The organism is Mesorhizobium sp. PL10, assembly GCF_053714315.1.
On sequence record NZ_JBSKBR010000009.1, the window covers coordinates 62,299 to 78,440 of the forward strand.

General features: G+C 62.7%; 14 protein-coding genes and 1 pseudogene. 4 read left to right on the plus strand and 11 right to left on the minus strand.

The genetic code is table 11. The annotated features are described in order from the left end of the window. Positions 1 to 20: 20 nt before the first annotated feature. Positions 21 to 116 carry a putative RiPP precursor gene (locus ACWGTO_RS16275; RefSeq protein WP_454575838.1) on the minus strand — a complete coding sequence of 32 codons (96 nt, stop codon included), beginning with the start codon at positions 114 to 116 and terminating at the stop codon, positions 21 to 23. A 418-nt stretch (positions 117 to 534) separates the two neighbouring features. Here ACWGTO_RS16275 and ACWGTO_RS16280 point away from each other — a divergent pair, with 418 nt between their 5' ends. Continuing rightward, complete coding sequence (locus ACWGTO_RS16280) at positions 535 to 1,557, plus strand: nucleotidyltransferase family protein (protein ID WP_454575839.1); 1,023 nt, start codon at positions 535 to 537, stop codon at positions 1,555 to 1,557. Positions 1,558 to 1,565: 8 nt separating this feature from the next. On the opposite strand, the gene ACWGTO_RS16285 is transcribed toward ACWGTO_RS16280, so the two are convergent. From ACWGTO_RS16285 to ACWGTO_RS16300, 4 genes are all read right to left on the minus strand, one after another. After that, a complete protein-coding gene (locus ACWGTO_RS16285) occupies positions 1,566 to 2,561 on the minus strand; it encodes a serine kinase (protein WP_454575840.1) in 996 nt (331 codons plus the stop codon). Then, positions 2,558 to 2,992, minus strand: coding sequence for a lasso peptide biosynthesis B2 protein (locus ACWGTO_RS16290; protein ID WP_454575841.1), 435 nt, complete (start codon positions 2,990 to 2,992; stop codon positions 2,558 to 2,560). Before ACWGTO_RS16290 ends, ACWGTO_RS16285 begins: the two co-directional genes overlap by 4 nt. After that, positions 2,992 to 3,279 (minus strand): PqqD family protein, encoded by a 288-nt coding sequence (locus tag ACWGTO_RS16295; RefSeq protein WP_454575842.1) that lies wholly within the window; start codon positions 3,277 to 3,279, stop codon positions 2,992 to 2,994. The genes ACWGTO_RS16290 and ACWGTO_RS16295 overlap by 1 nt, the downstream gene beginning before the upstream one ends. Positions 3,280 to 3,953: 674 nt before the next feature. Continuing rightward, a complete protein-coding gene (locus ACWGTO_RS16300; RefSeq protein ID WP_454575843.1) occupies positions 3,954 to 4,124 on the minus strand; it encodes a hypothetical protein in 171 nt (56 codons plus the stop codon). Between the two features lie 57 nt (positions 4,125 to 4,181). On the opposite strand from ACWGTO_RS16300, the gene ACWGTO_RS16305 reads away from it, so the two are divergent. Further along, entirely contained in the window at positions 4,182 to 6,089 is a 1,908-nt protein-coding gene (locus tag ACWGTO_RS16305; RefSeq protein ID WP_454575844.1) for a propionyl-CoA synthetase, read from the plus strand. A gap of 286 nt (positions 6,090 to 6,375) precedes the next feature. After that, a complete protein-coding gene (locus ACWGTO_RS16310; RefSeq protein ID WP_454575845.1) occupies positions 6,376 to 7,083 on the plus strand; it encodes a metallophosphoesterase family protein in 708 nt (235 codons plus the stop codon). Positions 7,084 to 7,153: 70 nt separating this feature from the next. On the opposite strand, the gene ACWGTO_RS16315 is transcribed toward ACWGTO_RS16310, so the two are convergent. From ACWGTO_RS16315 to ACWGTO_RS16340, 6 genes are all read right to left on the minus strand, one after another. Further along, positions 7,154 to 9,532 carry a polysaccharide biosynthesis tyrosine autokinase gene (locus tag ACWGTO_RS16315; protein WP_454575846.1) on the minus strand — a complete coding sequence of 793 codons (2,379 nt, stop codon included), beginning with the start codon at positions 9,530 to 9,532 and terminating at the stop codon, positions 7,154 to 7,156. Between the two features lie 191 nt (positions 9,533 to 9,723). Beyond that, positions 9,724 to 10,620 carry a UTP--glucose-1-phosphate uridylyltransferase GalU gene (galU, locus tag ACWGTO_RS16320; protein WP_454575847.1) on the minus strand — a complete coding sequence of 299 codons (897 nt, stop codon included), beginning with the start codon at positions 10,618 to 10,620 and terminating at the stop codon, positions 9,724 to 9,726. Positions 10,621 to 10,685: 65 nt separating this feature from the next. After that, positions 10,686 to 11,636: a glycosyltransferase family 2 protein gene (locus ACWGTO_RS16325; RefSeq protein WP_454575848.1), complete on the minus strand. Its 951-nt coding sequence runs from the start codon at positions 11,634 to 11,636 to the stop codon at positions 10,686 to 10,688. Beyond that, positions 11,626 to 12,576: a glycosyltransferase gene (locus ACWGTO_RS16330; protein ID WP_454575849.1), complete on the minus strand. Its 951-nt coding sequence runs from the start codon at positions 12,574 to 12,576 to the stop codon at positions 11,626 to 11,628. The genes ACWGTO_RS16325 and ACWGTO_RS16330 overlap by 11 nt, the downstream gene beginning before the upstream one ends. Next, on the minus strand, positions 12,576 to 13,571 hold the full coding sequence (locus ACWGTO_RS16335) for a glycosyltransferase family 2 protein (RefSeq protein WP_454575850.1): 996 nt from the start codon (positions 13,569 to 13,571) through the stop codon (positions 12,576 to 12,578). Before ACWGTO_RS16335 ends, ACWGTO_RS16330 begins: the two co-directional genes overlap by 1 nt. A 44-nt stretch (positions 13,572 to 13,615) precedes the next feature. Further along, complete coding sequence (locus ACWGTO_RS16340; protein WP_454575851.1) at positions 13,616 to 14,779, minus strand: glycosyltransferase; 1,164 nt, start codon at positions 14,777 to 14,779, stop codon at positions 13,616 to 13,618. 304 nt (positions 14,780 to 15,083) lie between these two features. Between ACWGTO_RS16340 and ACWGTO_RS16345 the strand changes: the two are divergent. Next, positions 15,084 to 16,133, plus strand: a pseudogene (locus ACWGTO_RS16345) (polysaccharide pyruvyl transferase family protein); the annotation flags it as partial. Positions 16,134 to 16,142 lie beyond the last annotated feature (9 nt).

The following is a 16,142-nucleotide window of genomic DNA, read 5'->3' on the forward strand; positions in this document are numbered from 1 at the left end:
CAGGCGGTCTAACTTCCCGCCTAGCCTGCGGGGCCGGACGCACCGTTACCTGCGGTCACGCTGGACAGCTTGCCTGCCTTGCGCAGCACCGGCGTCTTATATTGCTTCTTGGTCATTTCATTCCCCCTTTGCGGCGAGTCCAGCAGCAGCACCTGCCAAGGCCACCGGTATTTCGCCTCAGCCGAACCGAAGTCTTGGAAGTCTTAGAGCGTCTTCGACGCTCCACCGGCCACAAGGCTGGATAATTTTCCCGCCTTGCGCAGCAAAGGCGCCTCATACCTTTTCTTGGTCATTTCCAAATACCCTTTGAGTCCGGTGCAAAAGAATGGACGGAAACCACACAAAGTCAATTCATGAGCCGGTTTGGCCACCATACTCTGGCTTCATGCATACTTTTCTGCAACATACGCCCTTCCAGGGTAGTTCACTGAAACGGCGAACTGCTCTGGCTTCTTGTTTTGATGCAATTCCGGACGGAAAACCGCTTCACACTTTTCCTGGAATTGCTCCAGTGGGCGAACGACATCCAGGTTGATGCTGCCATCTCTTGCGCCTGCCGATGAAAAACTTCTGCTGAGCTTCGCCGACCCGGAGGCGCCGGCTGCCATTGGCATTGGTGTTGCTGCCGAAAGCTTGCTGGCGCTGCTCGCCGACGCCGAGTTCCACGGCGTGCTGCCGATCATGCTGCGCAAGCTCGGGGAAATCAGCGCCCAACTGCCGGCGGAAGCCGCCTTGCAGCAGAAATTGTCGGAACTGCGCGACCAGTCGACCCTGGCGACCGGCCAGTCGATGCTGCTGCAGTATCATGGCGATCGCATCATGAAGGCACTGGCGGCGAAAGGCGTTCCGGCCCGGATCGTCAAGGGGCCGGTCTTCGCACGCAAACTTTACCGCCACGCAGCCGACCGGCCCTACACCGACATCGACATCCTGGTCGACCCGGCCAGCATCGCCGAGGCCAACACGGCGATTGCCGGGTGCGGCTTTGATCTTTGGAGCGGCGAGGCGCAGTCGCAGGATCTGCAGGAGTTCAAATGGCTGGAGAAAGAGAATACCAGCCTGTTGATCGAACTGCACGGCAATTTGGTGCATGATTCCGGTATGCGCCGACGGCTGTCGCTGGGCTTTCGCGAATTGCAGATCATCGACGGCGGCGAAGCCGATACGCCGGCCGCGCTGCTGACCATCGCCATCGTGCATGCCGCGGGCGGTCATAAATTCCACCGGCTGCAGCTTTGCGTCGACGTGTTGCAAGGTGTACGCGCGCTGCGGTCATCCGTTGACGAGGACCAGCTGTTCGAGGCGGCGCGCATGAGCGGCATCGAGCTCGAATTGGCGACGGTCCTCAATGTGACGGGGCGGCTGTTTAATGCACCGCGCGCGATCGAACTGGCCGGCCGGATCAAGCCCGACCTCTCGATACGTTTGGCCAAGTGGCTCATCAACGGCGATACGTTGCTCGGGGTCAATTCCAGGGACAAGATGCATTCGCGTTTGCGCCGCGACGCTTTTCGCTGGATTCAGCGGCTTGCCAGGCCAAGGCCGCATTTTACCTGAATAGTGCTTTAGTCCCGCGCCGCCAGCGCCGAGCGGATCAGCGGGGCCGCCTCGGTCGGGCTCGCGCCGACTTCCAGGGTAAAGGTCGGAACGGCTTTGACCAGCGTCGCGATCGTTGCCATACGGCGCTTCTGCGCCGGCAAAAGGCCAGTCATACCGGTCCTGACATTGTCGGTGGCGAGCGCCACCATGGCGTCTGCCCTGGTCATGGGGACGAGCCGGGTCTGCGCATCCGCCGAGCGGGCGAGATGGAGCAATGCCGCAACCGGCCTGTCGACTGTCTCCTCGATGCGGATAATCTCGGCGAGACGTTCCAGCGAGACCGCCTGCTCGCCATTGGCGTCCCATTTGTCGCCAAGGCAGGGAGCCACGAAAGGCAGCATTGCCGCGGTGTTGCGGTGGACCTTCACCTTGCGCGGCAAGCCCCAGGCCGTGATGCCGCCGTCGGCCAAAACCTTGAGGATCATGGCGTCGTCAGAGCAAAGGCCGAAGCCCTGCGAGGCCAGCGCCAGCGAAGTCGTCGACTTGCCGGTGCCGCTCGGCGCATGGATCAGCACCAGCGCCTCGCGGCCGGGCAATGTCAGGCCGGCGGTGTGGAGCATGTGCTGGCCGCCGGCATCGAGCGCGGCATCCAGCACCATCATCAGCAACGTCCATTTGACCTTGGCGTCAGGATGAACGCGGATTTCGGCCCAGCCCTCATCGGCATTGATCGAGACGGTCTGCAGGCCGAGAAAGATCAGGTGAACGATGCCGCCGCCGTCGATCAGCCGGCAATGGCCGTCCTCCGGCACATCGCCGTCGAAAGCGAGTTTGCCGGCAGGCGATTCCTGCAACTGCGACGTCTCGACAATGTCGATGTGAAAACCTGTTACAACGGGTTCGCTCACACGCAACGTGCCCAGCATGAGGTCGAAGCTCGGCCACAGATCGGCCCGTGAGGCCGATATGCTGATGACCTGGCCCTTGAGGTCATAGCAGAAAGTGGCCACCGAACCGGTCAAGCAGCGCGCGCCTTTCCGGCATCGGCGTGATGGCGGTAGATCTGCACCATGCCGGGCAGGCTGTCGCTGACCACTGGCCGGCCGTCGAGACAGACCCAGCAATGGGCCGACATGCGCGGCGCCTGCATCGACTTCGGATCGACACCGAAGCGCAGATCCGGATCGAAGCCGGCAAAGCGCAGGAAGCGGTGAGCCAGCAGGCCTTCCCTGAGGCATCTGCGATCGCGCATCAGCCACGGGTGCCGGACGGTGCGGTTGACGGCAGCCACGATGTAGGCGGACGACAGTCCGCGATAGGGGGTAGGCGCGCTGAGCGGCGCCCATTTCAACACCGATTCGAAGTTGCGGCGGCCGATCAGAACCGGCATCAGCCGCGCGCTCGTCCACAAGTGGACGCGAAACAGGGTGCGCAGGAGAACGCCGTCCGCCATCAGAGAGCCGGGTCGGCGAGAATGCCTTCGCTCACCAGTTCGGCGGCCAGCGCCGCCATGTCTTGGTCGAGCGTATCCTTGTCGACCTCGAACTCGTCGGAAAGCAGGACGACTATCTGGTCGAGGCTGCGGGCGCCGTCGACCTTGTCGAGAAAGGCTTCTGTCGTTCCGTTGCAGGTGTAAAGCTGGCCGCTGCGCGCCAAAAGCACGACAGCGCCGTCGCCGACATGCTGGACCGAGGCGTCATCCGCCAGCCGCAGAACCATTTCGGACGCGATTTGGGCCATGGAGCCCTCCAGACCATTTTGCTGGAGAGCAGATAGCGCGGCAATGCGGCGCTGTCTATTGCGCGGATGAGAGGCAGAACAGGCCGGTGCGAACGATCTGTGGCAATCCGGCAACGCCACCATCCCGATGACAAGTTCGACCATACATGGTGGAGACGCCCATTCCTGAGTTGTGGTAACTTCCACATCATTCAAGGTCTGAGAGCAGGAACCTACCCGAGCAATAGTCGGTGATTGCGCCTGAAAATCACTGCCGCAAACCGTGAAGCCGGCTACCGGACAGGGTCAAGGTCTTGCTTTTCTTACCTTAAGTAAGCTATGGAGACCGCCGGGGTTTGGGAGAGCATTGAGTATGCGTTACAATTGGGAGCGGGCGCCGACGGCGTTCGAACGCCATCGGAAGGCGTTGGCAGCGGCGATATTGATTGCAGGTGGCGTCGGCCTGATGCTGGCGGCCTTGCCGCTTTAAGCTGACATCTGGCACGAACGCGCTGTTTCAGGGCGCATGACCGTTTGCTGGCTGCCGCAAGGCAGACTGTGGCTCAGAGCGTTTTACTGAACGTTTGCACCGCTCTACCTCTGTTTTGACGCAATTCCCAAGAGAGAGCGCTACGCGCTTTTCCCTGGAAAACCGTTTCACACTTTTCCTGGAATTGCTCAGCGTGCCTGCCCGGTCACGGCGATGTCCTCAAACCCTGGCTGAAACGCTGCACCAGCACAGCCAATATGGCCGGTTTGCCGGGTGGGGTGTATTTGTAGGATTCCGACAGGCTGTAGGCGGTCGGGCAGTTACTCGAACCGGGCACAGCCTTGTCATCGTGCACATGGCATTTGGGGGAAGACATGGCCGGGAAAACCCGCATAGGCTATGCAAGGTAGGGAGTTTCCCCGAGGAGGAATGAATGGCGTCACGCTACCACGAGGTCTATGCCGGCTGGAAACGCGACCCGGAACAGTTCTGGGCCGATGCCGCCGAGGCGATCGACTGGTATTCGCCGTGGACCAGCGTGTTCGATGCCAAGGCCGGCGTTTACGGGCGCTGGTTCAACGGCGCCACCTGCAACACCTGCTTCAACGCGCTCGACCGGCATGTCGCTGGCGGCCGCGCCGACCAGATCGCGCTGATCCATGACAGCGCCATCACCGGCACGGTCAAGAAATTCACCTATGCCGAACTGAAGCGCGAGGTAGTGGCGCTGACGTCGGTGCTGAAGAACCGCGGCATCGTCAAAGGCGATCGCGTGATTATCTACATGCCGATGGTGGCCGAAGCGGCGATCGCCATGCTGGCCTGCGCCCGCATCGGGGCGGTGCATTCGGTGGTGTTCGGCGGCTTTGCCTCGCATGAGCTTGCCACACGCATCGATGACGCCAAGCCGAAGCTGATTATTTCGGCGTCCTGCGGCCTGGAGCCGGGACGCGTGATTGCCTACAAGCCGTTGCTCGACAAGGCGATCGAGATGTCCCGCCACAAGCCGGACGCATGCCTGATCCTGCAGCGTGACCAGCTGAGCTGCGAGCTCAAGGACCACTACGACATCGACTTTGCCGATGCGGTTGCGCGCGAGCGCGCGGCGGGAGCCAACGTCGACTGCGTGCCGGTGCTCGCCACCGATCCGCTCTACATCATCTACACCTCCGGCACGACCGGCCAGCCGAAGGGCATCGTGCGCGACAATGGCGGCCACATGGTCGCGCTCAAATGGACGATGGAAAACGAGTTCGGCGTCAAGCCGGGTGAGGTGTTCTGGGCGGCATCCGATGTCGGCTGGGTGGTCGGCCATTCCTACATCGTTTACGGGCCGTTGCTGCATGGCGCGACCAGCGTGCTTTTCGAGGGCAAGCCGATCGGCACGCCCGACGCCGGCACATATTGGCGAGTAATTGCCGAGCATGGGGTCGTCGCGCTGTTCACCGCGCCGACCGCCTTCCGCGCCATCAAGGGGCAGGACCCCAAGGGCGAATTCGTGCCGAAATACGATTTGTCCAAATTCCGCACCTTGTTTCTCGCCGGCGAACGCGCCGACCCCGAAACCATCAGATGGGCGGAGCAGAAACTCAACGTGCCGGTGGTCGACCATTGGTGGCAGACCGAGACCGGCTCACCGATGACCATCAACCCGGCGGGCCTTGGCCTGCTGCCGGTGAAATACGGCTCGCCCGGCGTGCCGATGCCGGGCTACGACATCCGCGTGCTCGACGATGCCGGCCATGAAGTGCCGCGCGGCACACTCGGCAATGTGGTCGTGAAACTGCCGCTACCGGCCGGCTGCCTGCCGACACTGTGGAACGCCGACGCCCGCTTCCGGCAGGCTTATCTCGAGGAGTTCCCCGGCTTCTACAAGACGGCCGACGCCGGCATGATCGACGAGGACGGCTATCTCTATGTCATGGCCCGCACCGACGACATCATCAATGTCGCCGGCCACCGGCTGTCGACCGGCGCCATGGAAGAGGTGCTTTCAGCGCATCCCGATGTCGCCGAATGCGCCGTCATCGGCATCGCCGACGCCATGAAGGGCCAGATACCGGTCGGCTTCGTCGTGCTCAATGCCGGGGTCGCCCGCGATGCCGGCACCATTGAAAGCGAGGTGGTGGGGCTGGTGCGCGAACGGATCGGCCCGGTCGCCGCCTTCAAGACCGTGGTGACGATCAAGCGCTTGCCCAAGACTCGCTCCGGCAAGATCCTGCGCGGCACCATGCAGAAGATCGCCGACAAGGAAGAGTGGACGATGCCGGCGACCATCGACGATCCCGTCATCCTCGATGAGATCACCGCGGCGCTCAAAGGACGTGGCATCGGGGTCTGACCGCCTGGCGTTGCCGGAGGCCGAGCCGGCACAGAGGCGTGGCGGCTGGGGCTGTTGGGGCCGAGCCGCGCATCCAGCTTGACCATCAGGTCCTGAGGCCGGCGGCGAAGGCAGCCGGTCGCCGTTATGGAATTTCCAACGACTGCCATGTATCCACGGGTTCTGCGGCGCGCCACGAGGGCGCGCCCTTTGGAAACGAAACCCGATTTTCGGCAGGCATCGAGCCCCAGTGGCCTTGTTTCAGCGATCCAGAACCCCTCGGCCGGCGCCACGCGAGCGCCTGGAAATGGATATGGATGACACCGTCGTCTACGCGATCGGCGACGTGCATGGCTGCTACAAGGAATTGCTGTCGCTGGAAGCGAAGATCGTGATCGACGGGCTGCAATTTCGCGGGCGCAAGATCATCGTCATGCTTGGCGACTATATCGATCGCGGGCCACAATCGGCGCGCGTGCTCGATCATCTGCTGGCACCGCCGCCGAAAGGGTTTTTGCGCGTCTGCCTGGCGGGAAACCACGAAGTCGCGATGCTGAACTATCTCGACGGCTATCTGTCGCGGGAGCGCTGGCTGGCGGTCGGCGGCCGCGAGACGCTGTTTTCCTACGGCGTCGATCCGGCGCGGCTTGCCAGCCTCTATGCGTCAAGCGACGAGGTCGACCGGCGTGTGAGAGAGGTCATCCCGACCGATCATATCGACTTCCTGCGCAGTCTGCCGGTGTTGCTCTGTTCGGACAAATTCGTCTTCGTCCATGCCGGCATCAGGCCGGGCATCGACCTCGTGGCGCAGGACGAGCGGGATCTGCTCAACATTCGCGACGAGTTCTTCGACGCCGCCCATCTGCTCGACCGGTTTGTGGTGCACGGGCACACGCCAGTCGACATCCCCAGGCTCGACGGACGAAGGCTCGACATCGACACCGGCGCCTTTCAGAGCGGCCGGCTGACAGCCGTCAGGATTGCCGACAAATTCGGCAAGTTGATCTTTTCCTGAGGGCAGAGCCTGTCCAGAAAAAGGCAGGGCGGGGAAAACCGTTCACACTTTTCCTGGAATTTCTCTTGCTTCAGGCGGCCGTCTTGGTGCGCAGATCCGACTTTTCGAGATAATAGGTCGAATAGCGGTCGAAGAATTTCTCCGAGCCGCCGAGCGAACCGTATTTCGCCAGCTTCTTCAGGTCGACCTTGTTGAGCACGGCACCGACGACCTTGTTGGCGATGTAAGGCTCCTGCTCCAGCAGCGAGCGCACCATGGCGCGCGGCGTGCGGCCCCATTCGGTCACCAGCACGAAGCCGTCGGCCAGCGGCGCGAAGGCCTTGGCGTCGACCACTGGGCCGAGCGGCGGCAGGTCGACGACGATGTACTCGAACGTCTCCTTGGCGTTGTCGATGAAGCGCCGCATGCCGGCCGAAGAGAGCAGTTCGCTGGTGTGCGAGAATTGTCCGCGCAGGACGGCCGGGATGATCGCCAGCTTGGTCTGGCGGTCCACCTTGCCGACCGACTGCCAGGTCTGGCCGTTGACCACGGCCTCCATCAGCCCTTGCTCGGCCTCCATGCCGAGGTTGCGGCTGAGGCCCGGATTGCGCAGATCGGCGTCGATCAGAAGGGTCTTCGAGCCGTTGGCGGCCAGCAGCCCGGCCAGATTGGCCGCGACCGTCGACTTGCCCTCGCCAGGCAGGATCGAGATCACACCGATGACCCGGCTGCCTTGCCCTTCCATGACGACGTCGAAGGCTATCTTGGCGTTGCGCAGCGTTTCGGAGAACATCGATGCAGGCGCGTCGACGCTGACCCGCATGCGCGCCCGCTTTTCGGCCGCTGACAAGGTGTTGGTGCTTTTAGCATCCGCCGGCCCATCGTCGGCATCCTTGCTCAGCCTGCCGCCGATCGTCGGCAGATAGCCGAGGAATTTGAGGCCGACGCGATCGCGAATGTCCTCACCGGTCCTGAAGAACCGCTCGTTGAACTCGTTCAGGCCGCCAAAGCCGGCGCCGAGCAGCACGCCTAGCACCAGCGCAAGCGCCAGCACCCTGGACGTGCGCGGGCTCGAGGCGGAAAGCGGTGTTGATGCATCCGAGATGATACGGACTTTGCCGACCGGGAAGGACTGTTGCTGCGAGGCTTCCTCATAGCGTCCGAGGAAAGTCTGGTAGAGCGTGGTCAGCGCCTGCGCCTGCTGCTCGAGCTCGCGCAGCTTGACCTGCGACTGGTTGTCGACGGAGCTCTTGCCGGCCGCGTCGGCGATCTTCTGCCTCAGCGATGTCTCGCGCGACAAAGCGACTTCATGTTCGTTGCGGTAGCTTTCGGTCAGCTGCTTCAACTCGCCGAAAATCTGGGTCGACAGATCGGCCTTCTCCTTGGCCAACGCCACCGCTTGCGGATGCTCGGCGCCGAAATTGGCCGTCACATCCTGCAGCCGCTTGGCAACTGTGAGATAGCGGGTCTTGAGGGTTGCGATGACGGAACTCGCTGGCTGGTCGCTCGATATTGCGGAATCATTGAAGGCGTTGTCGGAACCGCTTTCGACGATGGTCTTGTACTGCTGATAGCGGGCGCTGGCGCGCGCCGTATCGGCCTGTGCGACGATCAGCTGGGCGGTAAGGTCGGCGATCTGCTTGTCGCTGATCAGCTGGCCGTCGCTGTTGGCGGCCAGTCCATGTTCAGAGCGGAATTTTTCGGCCGCCAGAGCGGCCGCCTGCGAGTTCTGGCGAAGCTCGGTCAGCCGGCCTTGCAGCCAGACCGCCGCGCGCTCGGTGGCGTCGAAGCTGGCGTTGAGCTGGTCGGCGAGATAGGCGTCCGCATAGGCCTTGGTGATGGCGGTGGCGAGCGCCGGATTCGACGACTGGTAAGCGATGGCTATCACATAGCTGCGGCCGGTGCGCTGTGCCAGCACCTCGCTCTGCAGTTTCAGCACTGCATAGTCATGGCGCGCCGTCAGCATCATAGCCTGGCGTGTCGCTTCATCGACATTTTCCATGCCGGGAATCTGGTCGGCGGAACTTGAGCGGAAGTAGCCGACCACGCCGCGCACGAAGCCGATGCCCTTGGCAAGCGCCGATTGCGGCGGGTTCATGAACTCTGCGTTCTGGTCAAGCTTCAGCTTGTCGACCACCACTGAGGCCAGACGCGCCGAGTTGATGATTTCGATCTGGCTGAGAAGGGCGGCGTCGGTCTGCATGGTGACGGATGCAGCCGAGATGTCGTCGACGACCTTGTTCAGTCCCTCGTCGATCAGCACGCTGGCAACCGACATATATTGCTTGGGCGTGGTCTGCAGATAGAGCACGCCCATGAACAGGCCGATGATGGCGCAGACCGCCACCACCTTGACCTGGCGCGCCGCCATGCCAAGCAGGCGCTCGACGTCGATGAAGTCTTCACCCTTTTCCTGATCGGTGTTGGGCAACGGCATCCTCTTGTCGAGAGGAAAGCTGGCATAATTCATCTTCGGTCCAATTCTAGGTTACAGGCTCCGGAGCGAGACGGGGTCAGGCCCCATCTCTTCCGAAGCTGCGGAGATCGGGGGCAAAGCAGGCAACGCAAACTTCATGCCATCTGGCGTGAAACCTGAGCGGCCAAGCGCGCAGGCATGGGCTGCGCCATCGTCCAAACGCATATGCCCTCGAAAGATGGGCATTATGCGGCCACTTCCTGACGCTCGTGCGACCGCACGAACGCCTGCAGCATTTCCAGCACAGGCCCCTTCATGTCGTCGCGCGCCAGCGCGAAGGCGATGGTGGCCTCGATGAAGCCTTCCTTGGAGCCGCAGTCGAACATGCGGCCGTTGAAAGGCTGGGCATAGAACGACTGGCTTTTCGCCAGGCGGACCATGGCGTCGGTAAGCTGGATTTCGTTGCCGGCGCCGCGCTGCTGGTTGCCGAGCAGCGAGAAGATTTCGGGCTGCAGGATGTAGCGTCCGTTGATGTAATAGTTCGACGGCGCGTTGGCCGGCGCCGGCTTTTCCACCATCGCCGTCACCTCGAAGCCGTTGCCGACCTCAGCGCCCCGGCCGACGATACCGTATTTACTTGTCTCAGACGGCTCGCAGCGCTCGACGGCGATGACGTTGCCGCCGGTCTGCCGGTAGAGATCCATGGTTTCGGCGAGGCAGCCGCGGCCGCCGAACGACACCATGTCGGGCAGCAGCAGGGCAAACGGCTCGTCGCCAATGACTTCGCGCGCGCACCACACCGCATGGCCGAGGCCATGCGGTGACTGCTGGCGAATGAAGCTGGTGGCGCCGGCCACAGGCAGCATGCTTTCGAGCGCCTCGAGCTGGGTCTTCTTGCCGGTCTGCTCAAGTGTTCCGATCAGTTCAGGATGCAGGTCGAAATAGTCCTCGATGACAGCCTTGTTGCGGCCGGTGACGAACACGATGTGCTCGATGCCAGCTTCGAACGCCTCGTCGACCGCATATTGGACGACAGGCCGGTCGACCACGGGCAGCATTTCCTTGGGCATCGATTTGGTCGCCGGCAGGAACCGTGTTCCAAGCCCCGCCACCGGGATGACTGCCTTCCTGACTTTCTGCATCTGGTATTCCTTCTGAGAGAAAAGATTTCTATCTATCGCCGGCTATAAAGACGCCCTGGCATGCTTCATCTCCCCGTCCCCACGGCAAACTGTGCCGCAACCCTTCTGAGCCGAACGGCAATCGGCATCGACATATGCCCGACAGCCGCCGGATCACTTAGCGCGGTGCGTATCGCCTTCAACGGCGAACGCGCTTTTATGTGCTGGACCAGCGACAGAAACGATGCCGCCTTGCGCAGGCTGCGAGCGCGCCTGGCGAAGGCGGCCGCGGCAGCCGCGTCCATCGAATTCGTCTCAGCGAAGACCGCATCGGCCTTGCGCATCGCCTCGACATGGCGAAGCTCGAGCACACGCGAGATCGAGCCTGTACGGATGTGATAGATATAACCGGTCGTCGGCTCGACCACGCATTTGCCGCCCTTGGCCAGCGCGTTGGCGAGCAGAATGTAATCCTCGCCGATGCTCAGATTTTCATCATAGCGGAGCCCGTTTTCGGTCAGGAAGCGGCGCTGGAAGATCGGCTTGAGATAGCCAAGATTGAACGTGGATTCGAAGATGATGTTGCCGGCGATGTAGTCGGCGAGCGTGATTTCACGCAGGCCTTCCAGATATTCGGCAGGGAACATCGTCACTTCCGCAACGCCGTCCTCGCGCACCACCTGGAGGTTGTCGACGGCGATCACTGCACCTGCTTTCTCGGCACGCGAAATCATCGCGGCGAGCCGGCCGGGAAGGACCGCATCGTCGGAATCGAGCACAGCGACCCAGCGGCCGGAAGCCAGCTCGAGCCCGGCATTCCTGGCGCCGCCCGGTCCGCGGTTTGCGGGCAGTGCGACGACGCGGACGAGGTCCTGCGGGTAGGCTCGTGCGACGTCGAGCGTGTTGTCACGCGACTGGTCGTCGACGACGATGATCTCGACGCTCACATCGCGCTGGGCGATGGCGCTTGCGATGGCCCGGTCGAGCGTGGCCGCCGCATTGTAGGCGGCGATGATAAAGGAGACGTCAGGCAGCACGCTTGCCTCCTTGCTGTGGCGAAGGCAGGCCGTACTGGCGGATCTCGCTGATACCGACCAGGCCGCTGACGACACCAACATGCATGATGCCGCGCAGCACGCTGCGGTTGCGGCGGACCGGGCTGATCGCCGTCAGTGCCGCCATGCCGAAGCAGTAGGCAGCCTTGGCCGAGGCAAGGCCGACATCCTTCGCACGCCCGACAACACCGACATTTTGGCCGATGAGGTGGCCATGCGTCTGGCCGAACCGGAAGCGGCGACGGCGCAGCCAGTCGAACGCGGCTCGCGAACGCGGTACCACCTCCTCGACCCAGGCTTCCGGTGCGAAAGCGATGCGGCCGCCGGCGTTGACCATCGAAGCGAAGAACTCGGTGTCCTCGCCGCCGCTCTGGCCGCGCGCCAGGCTGAAACGCCGGTCACGCAGGCTGTCGGCGCCCATCCTCAAAAGGACGTTGCAGGTGTAGCCGGTGCGGATTTCGCCCCGCACCCAGACCGGCAAGGTCGAATGGAAATCGCCCTTGCGCATCCAGGCCGGCGCATCCGGACGGTAGAGCGCCCGCACCGGACCGAGCACGGCCTCGGCGCCGCTTGTCTCCGCTGCAGCAATCAGTTCGGCCAGCCATTGCGGGGAGGCTGTCTCATCGTCGTCGATGAAGGCGGCAAAATCCGCCGTGCTGGCGTCAAGGCAGGCATTGCGGGCCACCGAGATGTTGCGCGCCGGTGCGTGCCGATAGCGAACCAGCAGCTTCAATTCCCGCGCCAGCTCGGTCACCAGCGCCTCGGCGGTCGGCTCGTCGTCATTGTCGGCGACGATGACGCCGATGCCGAAGCCGGCGGGCATGGCGAGAGCCGCGAGCGAGCGCAGCGTGTCGGCCAGTTCCGGCCGTCGGAATGTGCAGACGCAAATGTCGATGCGGCGATCCCTGGAGGCCATGCTCATCAGGCCACCTTGCGCTGCGATCGCGCGCCCAGCAGTTGCAGCCAGAAACCGACGGACCAGCCGAAATGCATGACCATCGCCGAAATGCCGGCGAGCACATTGTTGGGATTGCGCTGGGCAATCGCGGTCCAGAGGCCATAGCCGAGGCAGACGGAGGCCCAGACCAGCAGCGGCATCGCCGCCAGCCAGTGGATGAAGGAAAATGCCGCGAGAAGAACGACCGGCGCCACCGCCAGCGGGATCATCTGCCGGACCTTTGGGATCATGCGGTGCTTGAGCACATTCCTGGCGCGGCCGCGGCCGTAGCCGAGATACTGGAAATAGAGGCCTTTCAGCGAGGAGCGCGGATAGTAGACCATCTGCGTCTTGCCGCTCATCCAGATGCGGTAGCCGGCCTGGCGCAGCCGGTAGTCGAGTTCGGCATCCTCATTGTGACTGAAGGTCTCGTCATAGCCGCCGACAGCGGTGAAGGCCGAAATCCGGATCAGCGCGTGATGACCATGGTCGACCCATTCGCCGGCGGACAGGTGCCTGTGCTTGGAGCCACCGGTGCCAAGCTTGGAATTCTGCGCCGCCGCCACCGCTTTCTGCACCGCGCCGCTGCCGCTGGTCAGCATCGAGACGACGACCGAATCGGCTGATGTGGCCAGCGCCTCCTCGACCAGCCGGTCGCAATAATCGGCGGGATAGCCGCCATGGGCGTCGATGCGGATGAAGTATTCGGCGCCGGCGCCGAAGCTGGCGACGGCGAGGTTAATCGCCGCGCTCTGGATGCGCTTGGGGTTGTGCAGAAGAACGACCTGAGAATCCTTGGCCGCAACCGCCTCGACGATGGCTAAAGTGCCGTCCGTGCTGCCGCCATCGGCAACGACGATGCGGGCGCCGAGCCTTGCAGCGGCCGGCTCCAACTGCTCGAGCAATGCACCGATATGCGCCGCCTCGTTGAGGCACGGGATAATGATCAGGCTTGGCGGAAGCGCTCCGGTTTGCGTCATCGGCGCCTTTCCATGCTCTGCATTTTTGTCATTGCCAGCCATCTCTAGGCCAGCGCCTCGGTGACGAAGGAGCCGGGTGCAACCGCCAAACCGCGCAGCCGGTCGACAAAGGCGCGGCAGTCGCTGCGGTCGTAGCTCCAGGTTCGCGGATTGCGGGCCAGCACGCGTGCCTTGGCTTTGCTGAAACGCTCCTGGTCCATGCGACCAAGCGCGGTTTCCAGAATATCGGGCGTGGCGTCGGAGAGCAGGACGCCGATGTCCTGCTGGTTGAGGAAGCGCCCAGTCTCGGTATTGCCCATCGAGATCGGCACGGCGCCGAAGCGGCAGCCCTCATAAAGACGGTTGGGCAGCAGCCATTCCGAATTCTGCCCTTCCTCGAAGAAGTCGATGGCCCAGGAGAAATGCACTTCGCCGTAGATCGCCGCCATGTCCTCCGGGTTGCGGTAGGGGCCACGGAAGGAAAGATAGGGCTCGGCGTCGACAAAAGCGTGGAAATCCGGGAATTCAGAGAGTGCCGGACGGCCCCGCAGGACGACCTCGAAGCGCCCGCTCTGACGGCGCGTGAAATCGGCCAGCAGCTCGAGCGAGCGGCGGCAGCGCAGCGCGCCGAACCAGCCGATGCGCCATGGGGGTGCGACGGGGTTATCGGCTTTCAAGCCATGGTCTGTGGAGACCGGCGCGGTTTCGAAGTATTTGTTTTCGACCAGTTCCACCGGGGCTGCGACTTGCCCGAACGGCTTGAAATAGTTGGCGATGAAGGCCGGCGACGAGGTCACCAGAAGCTTCACGTCGCGGGCGAGATAGCGTTCGGCGGTGCGCAGCGCCTTGCCCAGCATGTCGTCGCGCAGTACCAGGCGGTGGATGTCGAGGCATTCGTAGACGATCGGCACTCCGCCGCGAAAGGCACGCTTGGCCAGCGCCAGCATTTCCAGGTTACGCGCGATGATGAGATCGGGCTTCGGCATCGCCCCAAGCTTCGAGCCTATCGACAGCGCCGCCTTGGCGACCGCCGCCATGCGCTGGCCGAATCGGCCGTCACGCGTCGCACCGAGGTCGATCGGCTGCAGCCCTTCGACGTCGGGAACAGCATTTGTGGTCCGACGGAAGCCGGCCAATGTGACCCGCGCGCCGCCTGCCCTGAGCATTATGATCCGCCGGCGCACGGCCGGGTCGGAAACGTCGTGCACAAGGTACAAGACATGCAGCATGAAAACTCGACCGCTGTTGGCCCACCCAGGGGAATGCTAACCCAGCTTTTGCTGCATCGCAACATTTTTGGTGCGGCGTAGCAATAAGCGCACGTTTTTTGTTGCAGTGCAAAATTGATGCGCTAATCTCCGCCTTGCTTGAGTGCCGCTCGGGCCGTGCGTTGGCCACCAGCCCGGTGCAACGCCCTAAATCGTGACGCGGACCGCATCGGGATTGTCCTGGCGTGCAGCATTTTCGGTCACTACGCCCGTCTTGAGCACCGCTGGCCTAGCCGCGGATCTGCTGACGAAATGAGGTAAATCCATGAAGATCGTCGTCGAAAACACAGTCTGCCTGAACACCGGGGATGCGGCGATTCTGCTGGCGATCCGCCACATTCTCAAGACGATCGTGCAGGGAAACGTGAGGTTCGCCGTGTTCGACAGCCAGCCCGAGGTTGCGGAAAGACTCTATCCGAAGAAGGATTATCCGGACCTCGAATTTCACAAGCTGCTGTCGGAATCGCTGTTCCGATACAAGAATGGCAGCGGGCTGAAGGACCGGCTCAAGCCAATCTACAATCGGCTCGTTCTCCAGGCCCTGCGCTGGTTTGGCAGTAGCGCGCTTGGCACTTTTTTCAGCCAGAACGACCGCCGCGGTCTCGATATCTACGCCGACGCGGACATGGTGGTCACCACGGGGGGAACCTATCTCGTCGAGAACTATAATCTCGAGCGACGCCTCAATCAGTTCCGGCTCGACGCCATATTTGGCAAGGATCCGGTCTTCTTCACGCAATCCCTCGGCCCGTTCAACAAAAGTTACAACCGCCAGGAGCTTGGCCCGATCTTTGACCGCAGCCCGCTCATCCTGTTGCGCGATGAACGGTCGCGGACCCATATCCAGGATTTGGTGAAGGATCTCGGCAAGTGCCACGTAGTGGCCGATGCCGTATTCGCCCTGGCCGATACCGACAGGATCGGCAAGTCACTCGCTTCCAGCCAGCCGCCGGCGTCAACGGGCCGCGTCGCCATTTCGGTGCGCCATTGGAACTACGTCAGCGATGGTGAGGGCGGCATGCGCCGCTATCTCGATTCGATCCGCGAGATCGCGACAATTCTTGTCAGGGACCTTGGCAAGGAGGTGACCTTCGTCTCGACGTGTCAGGGCGTGCCGGAATATGCCCATGACGATTCCAAGACCGCGCGGGCGATCGTCGCCGAGCTCGATCCGGAGATCGCCAAGCATGTGACCGTGGACGCTTCGTTCCACACGCCGGATCAGTTGATGGCGCTGGTCAAGGGCTTCGACTTCGTCGTCGCGACGCGCATGCACATGATGATCATGTCGCTTTGCGTCGGCACGCCGGTGCTGCCAATCGCC

Excerpts from the sequence above, each read along its gene's own strand:
- ACWGTO_RS16280 (WP_454575839.1), top strand. The coding sequence starts at position 535 with ATGCTGCCATCTCTTGCGCCTGCCGATGAAAAACTTCTGCTGAGCTTC.
- ACWGTO_RS16300 (WP_454575843.1), bottom strand. The coding sequence starts at position 4,124 with ATGTCTTCCCCCAAATGCCATGTGCACGATGACAAGGCTGTGCCCGGT.
- galU (WP_454575847.1), bottom strand. The coding sequence starts at position 10,620 with ATGCAGAAAGTCAGGAAGGCAGTCATCCCGGTGGCGGGGCTTGGAACA.
- ACWGTO_RS16290 (WP_454575841.1), bottom strand. The coding sequence starts at position 2,992 with ATGGCGGACGGCGTTCTCCTGCGCACCCTGTTTCGCGTCCACTTGTGG.
- ACWGTO_RS16335 (WP_454575850.1), bottom strand. The coding sequence starts at position 13,571 with ATGACGCAAACCGGAGCGCTTCCGCCAAGCCTGATCATTATCCCGTGC.
- ACWGTO_RS16305 (WP_454575844.1), top strand. The coding sequence starts at position 4,182 with ATGGCGTCACGCTACCACGAGGTCTATGCCGGCTGGAAACGCGACCCG.
- ACWGTO_RS16310 (WP_454575845.1), top strand. The coding sequence starts at position 6,376 with ATGGATATGGATGACACCGTCGTCTACGCGATCGGCGACGTGCATGGC.
- ACWGTO_RS16315 (WP_454575846.1), bottom strand. The coding sequence starts at position 9,532 with ATGAATTATGCCAGCTTTCCTCTCGACAAGAGGATGCCGTTGCCCAAC.
- ACWGTO_RS16330 (WP_454575849.1), bottom strand. The coding sequence starts at position 12,576 with ATGAGCATGGCCTCCAGGGATCGCCGCATCGACATTTGCGTCTGCACA.
- ACWGTO_RS16275 (WP_454575838.1), bottom strand. The coding sequence starts at position 116 with ATGACCAAGAAGCAATATAAGACGCCGGTGCTGCGCAAGGCAGGCAAG.
- ACWGTO_RS16295 (WP_454575842.1), bottom strand. The coding sequence starts at position 3,279 with ATGGCCCAAATCGCGTCCGAAATGGTTCTGCGGCTGGCGGATGACGCC.
- ACWGTO_RS16340 (WP_454575851.1), bottom strand. The coding sequence starts at position 14,779 with ATGCTGCATGTCTTGTACCTTGTGCACGACGTTTCCGACCCGGCCGTG.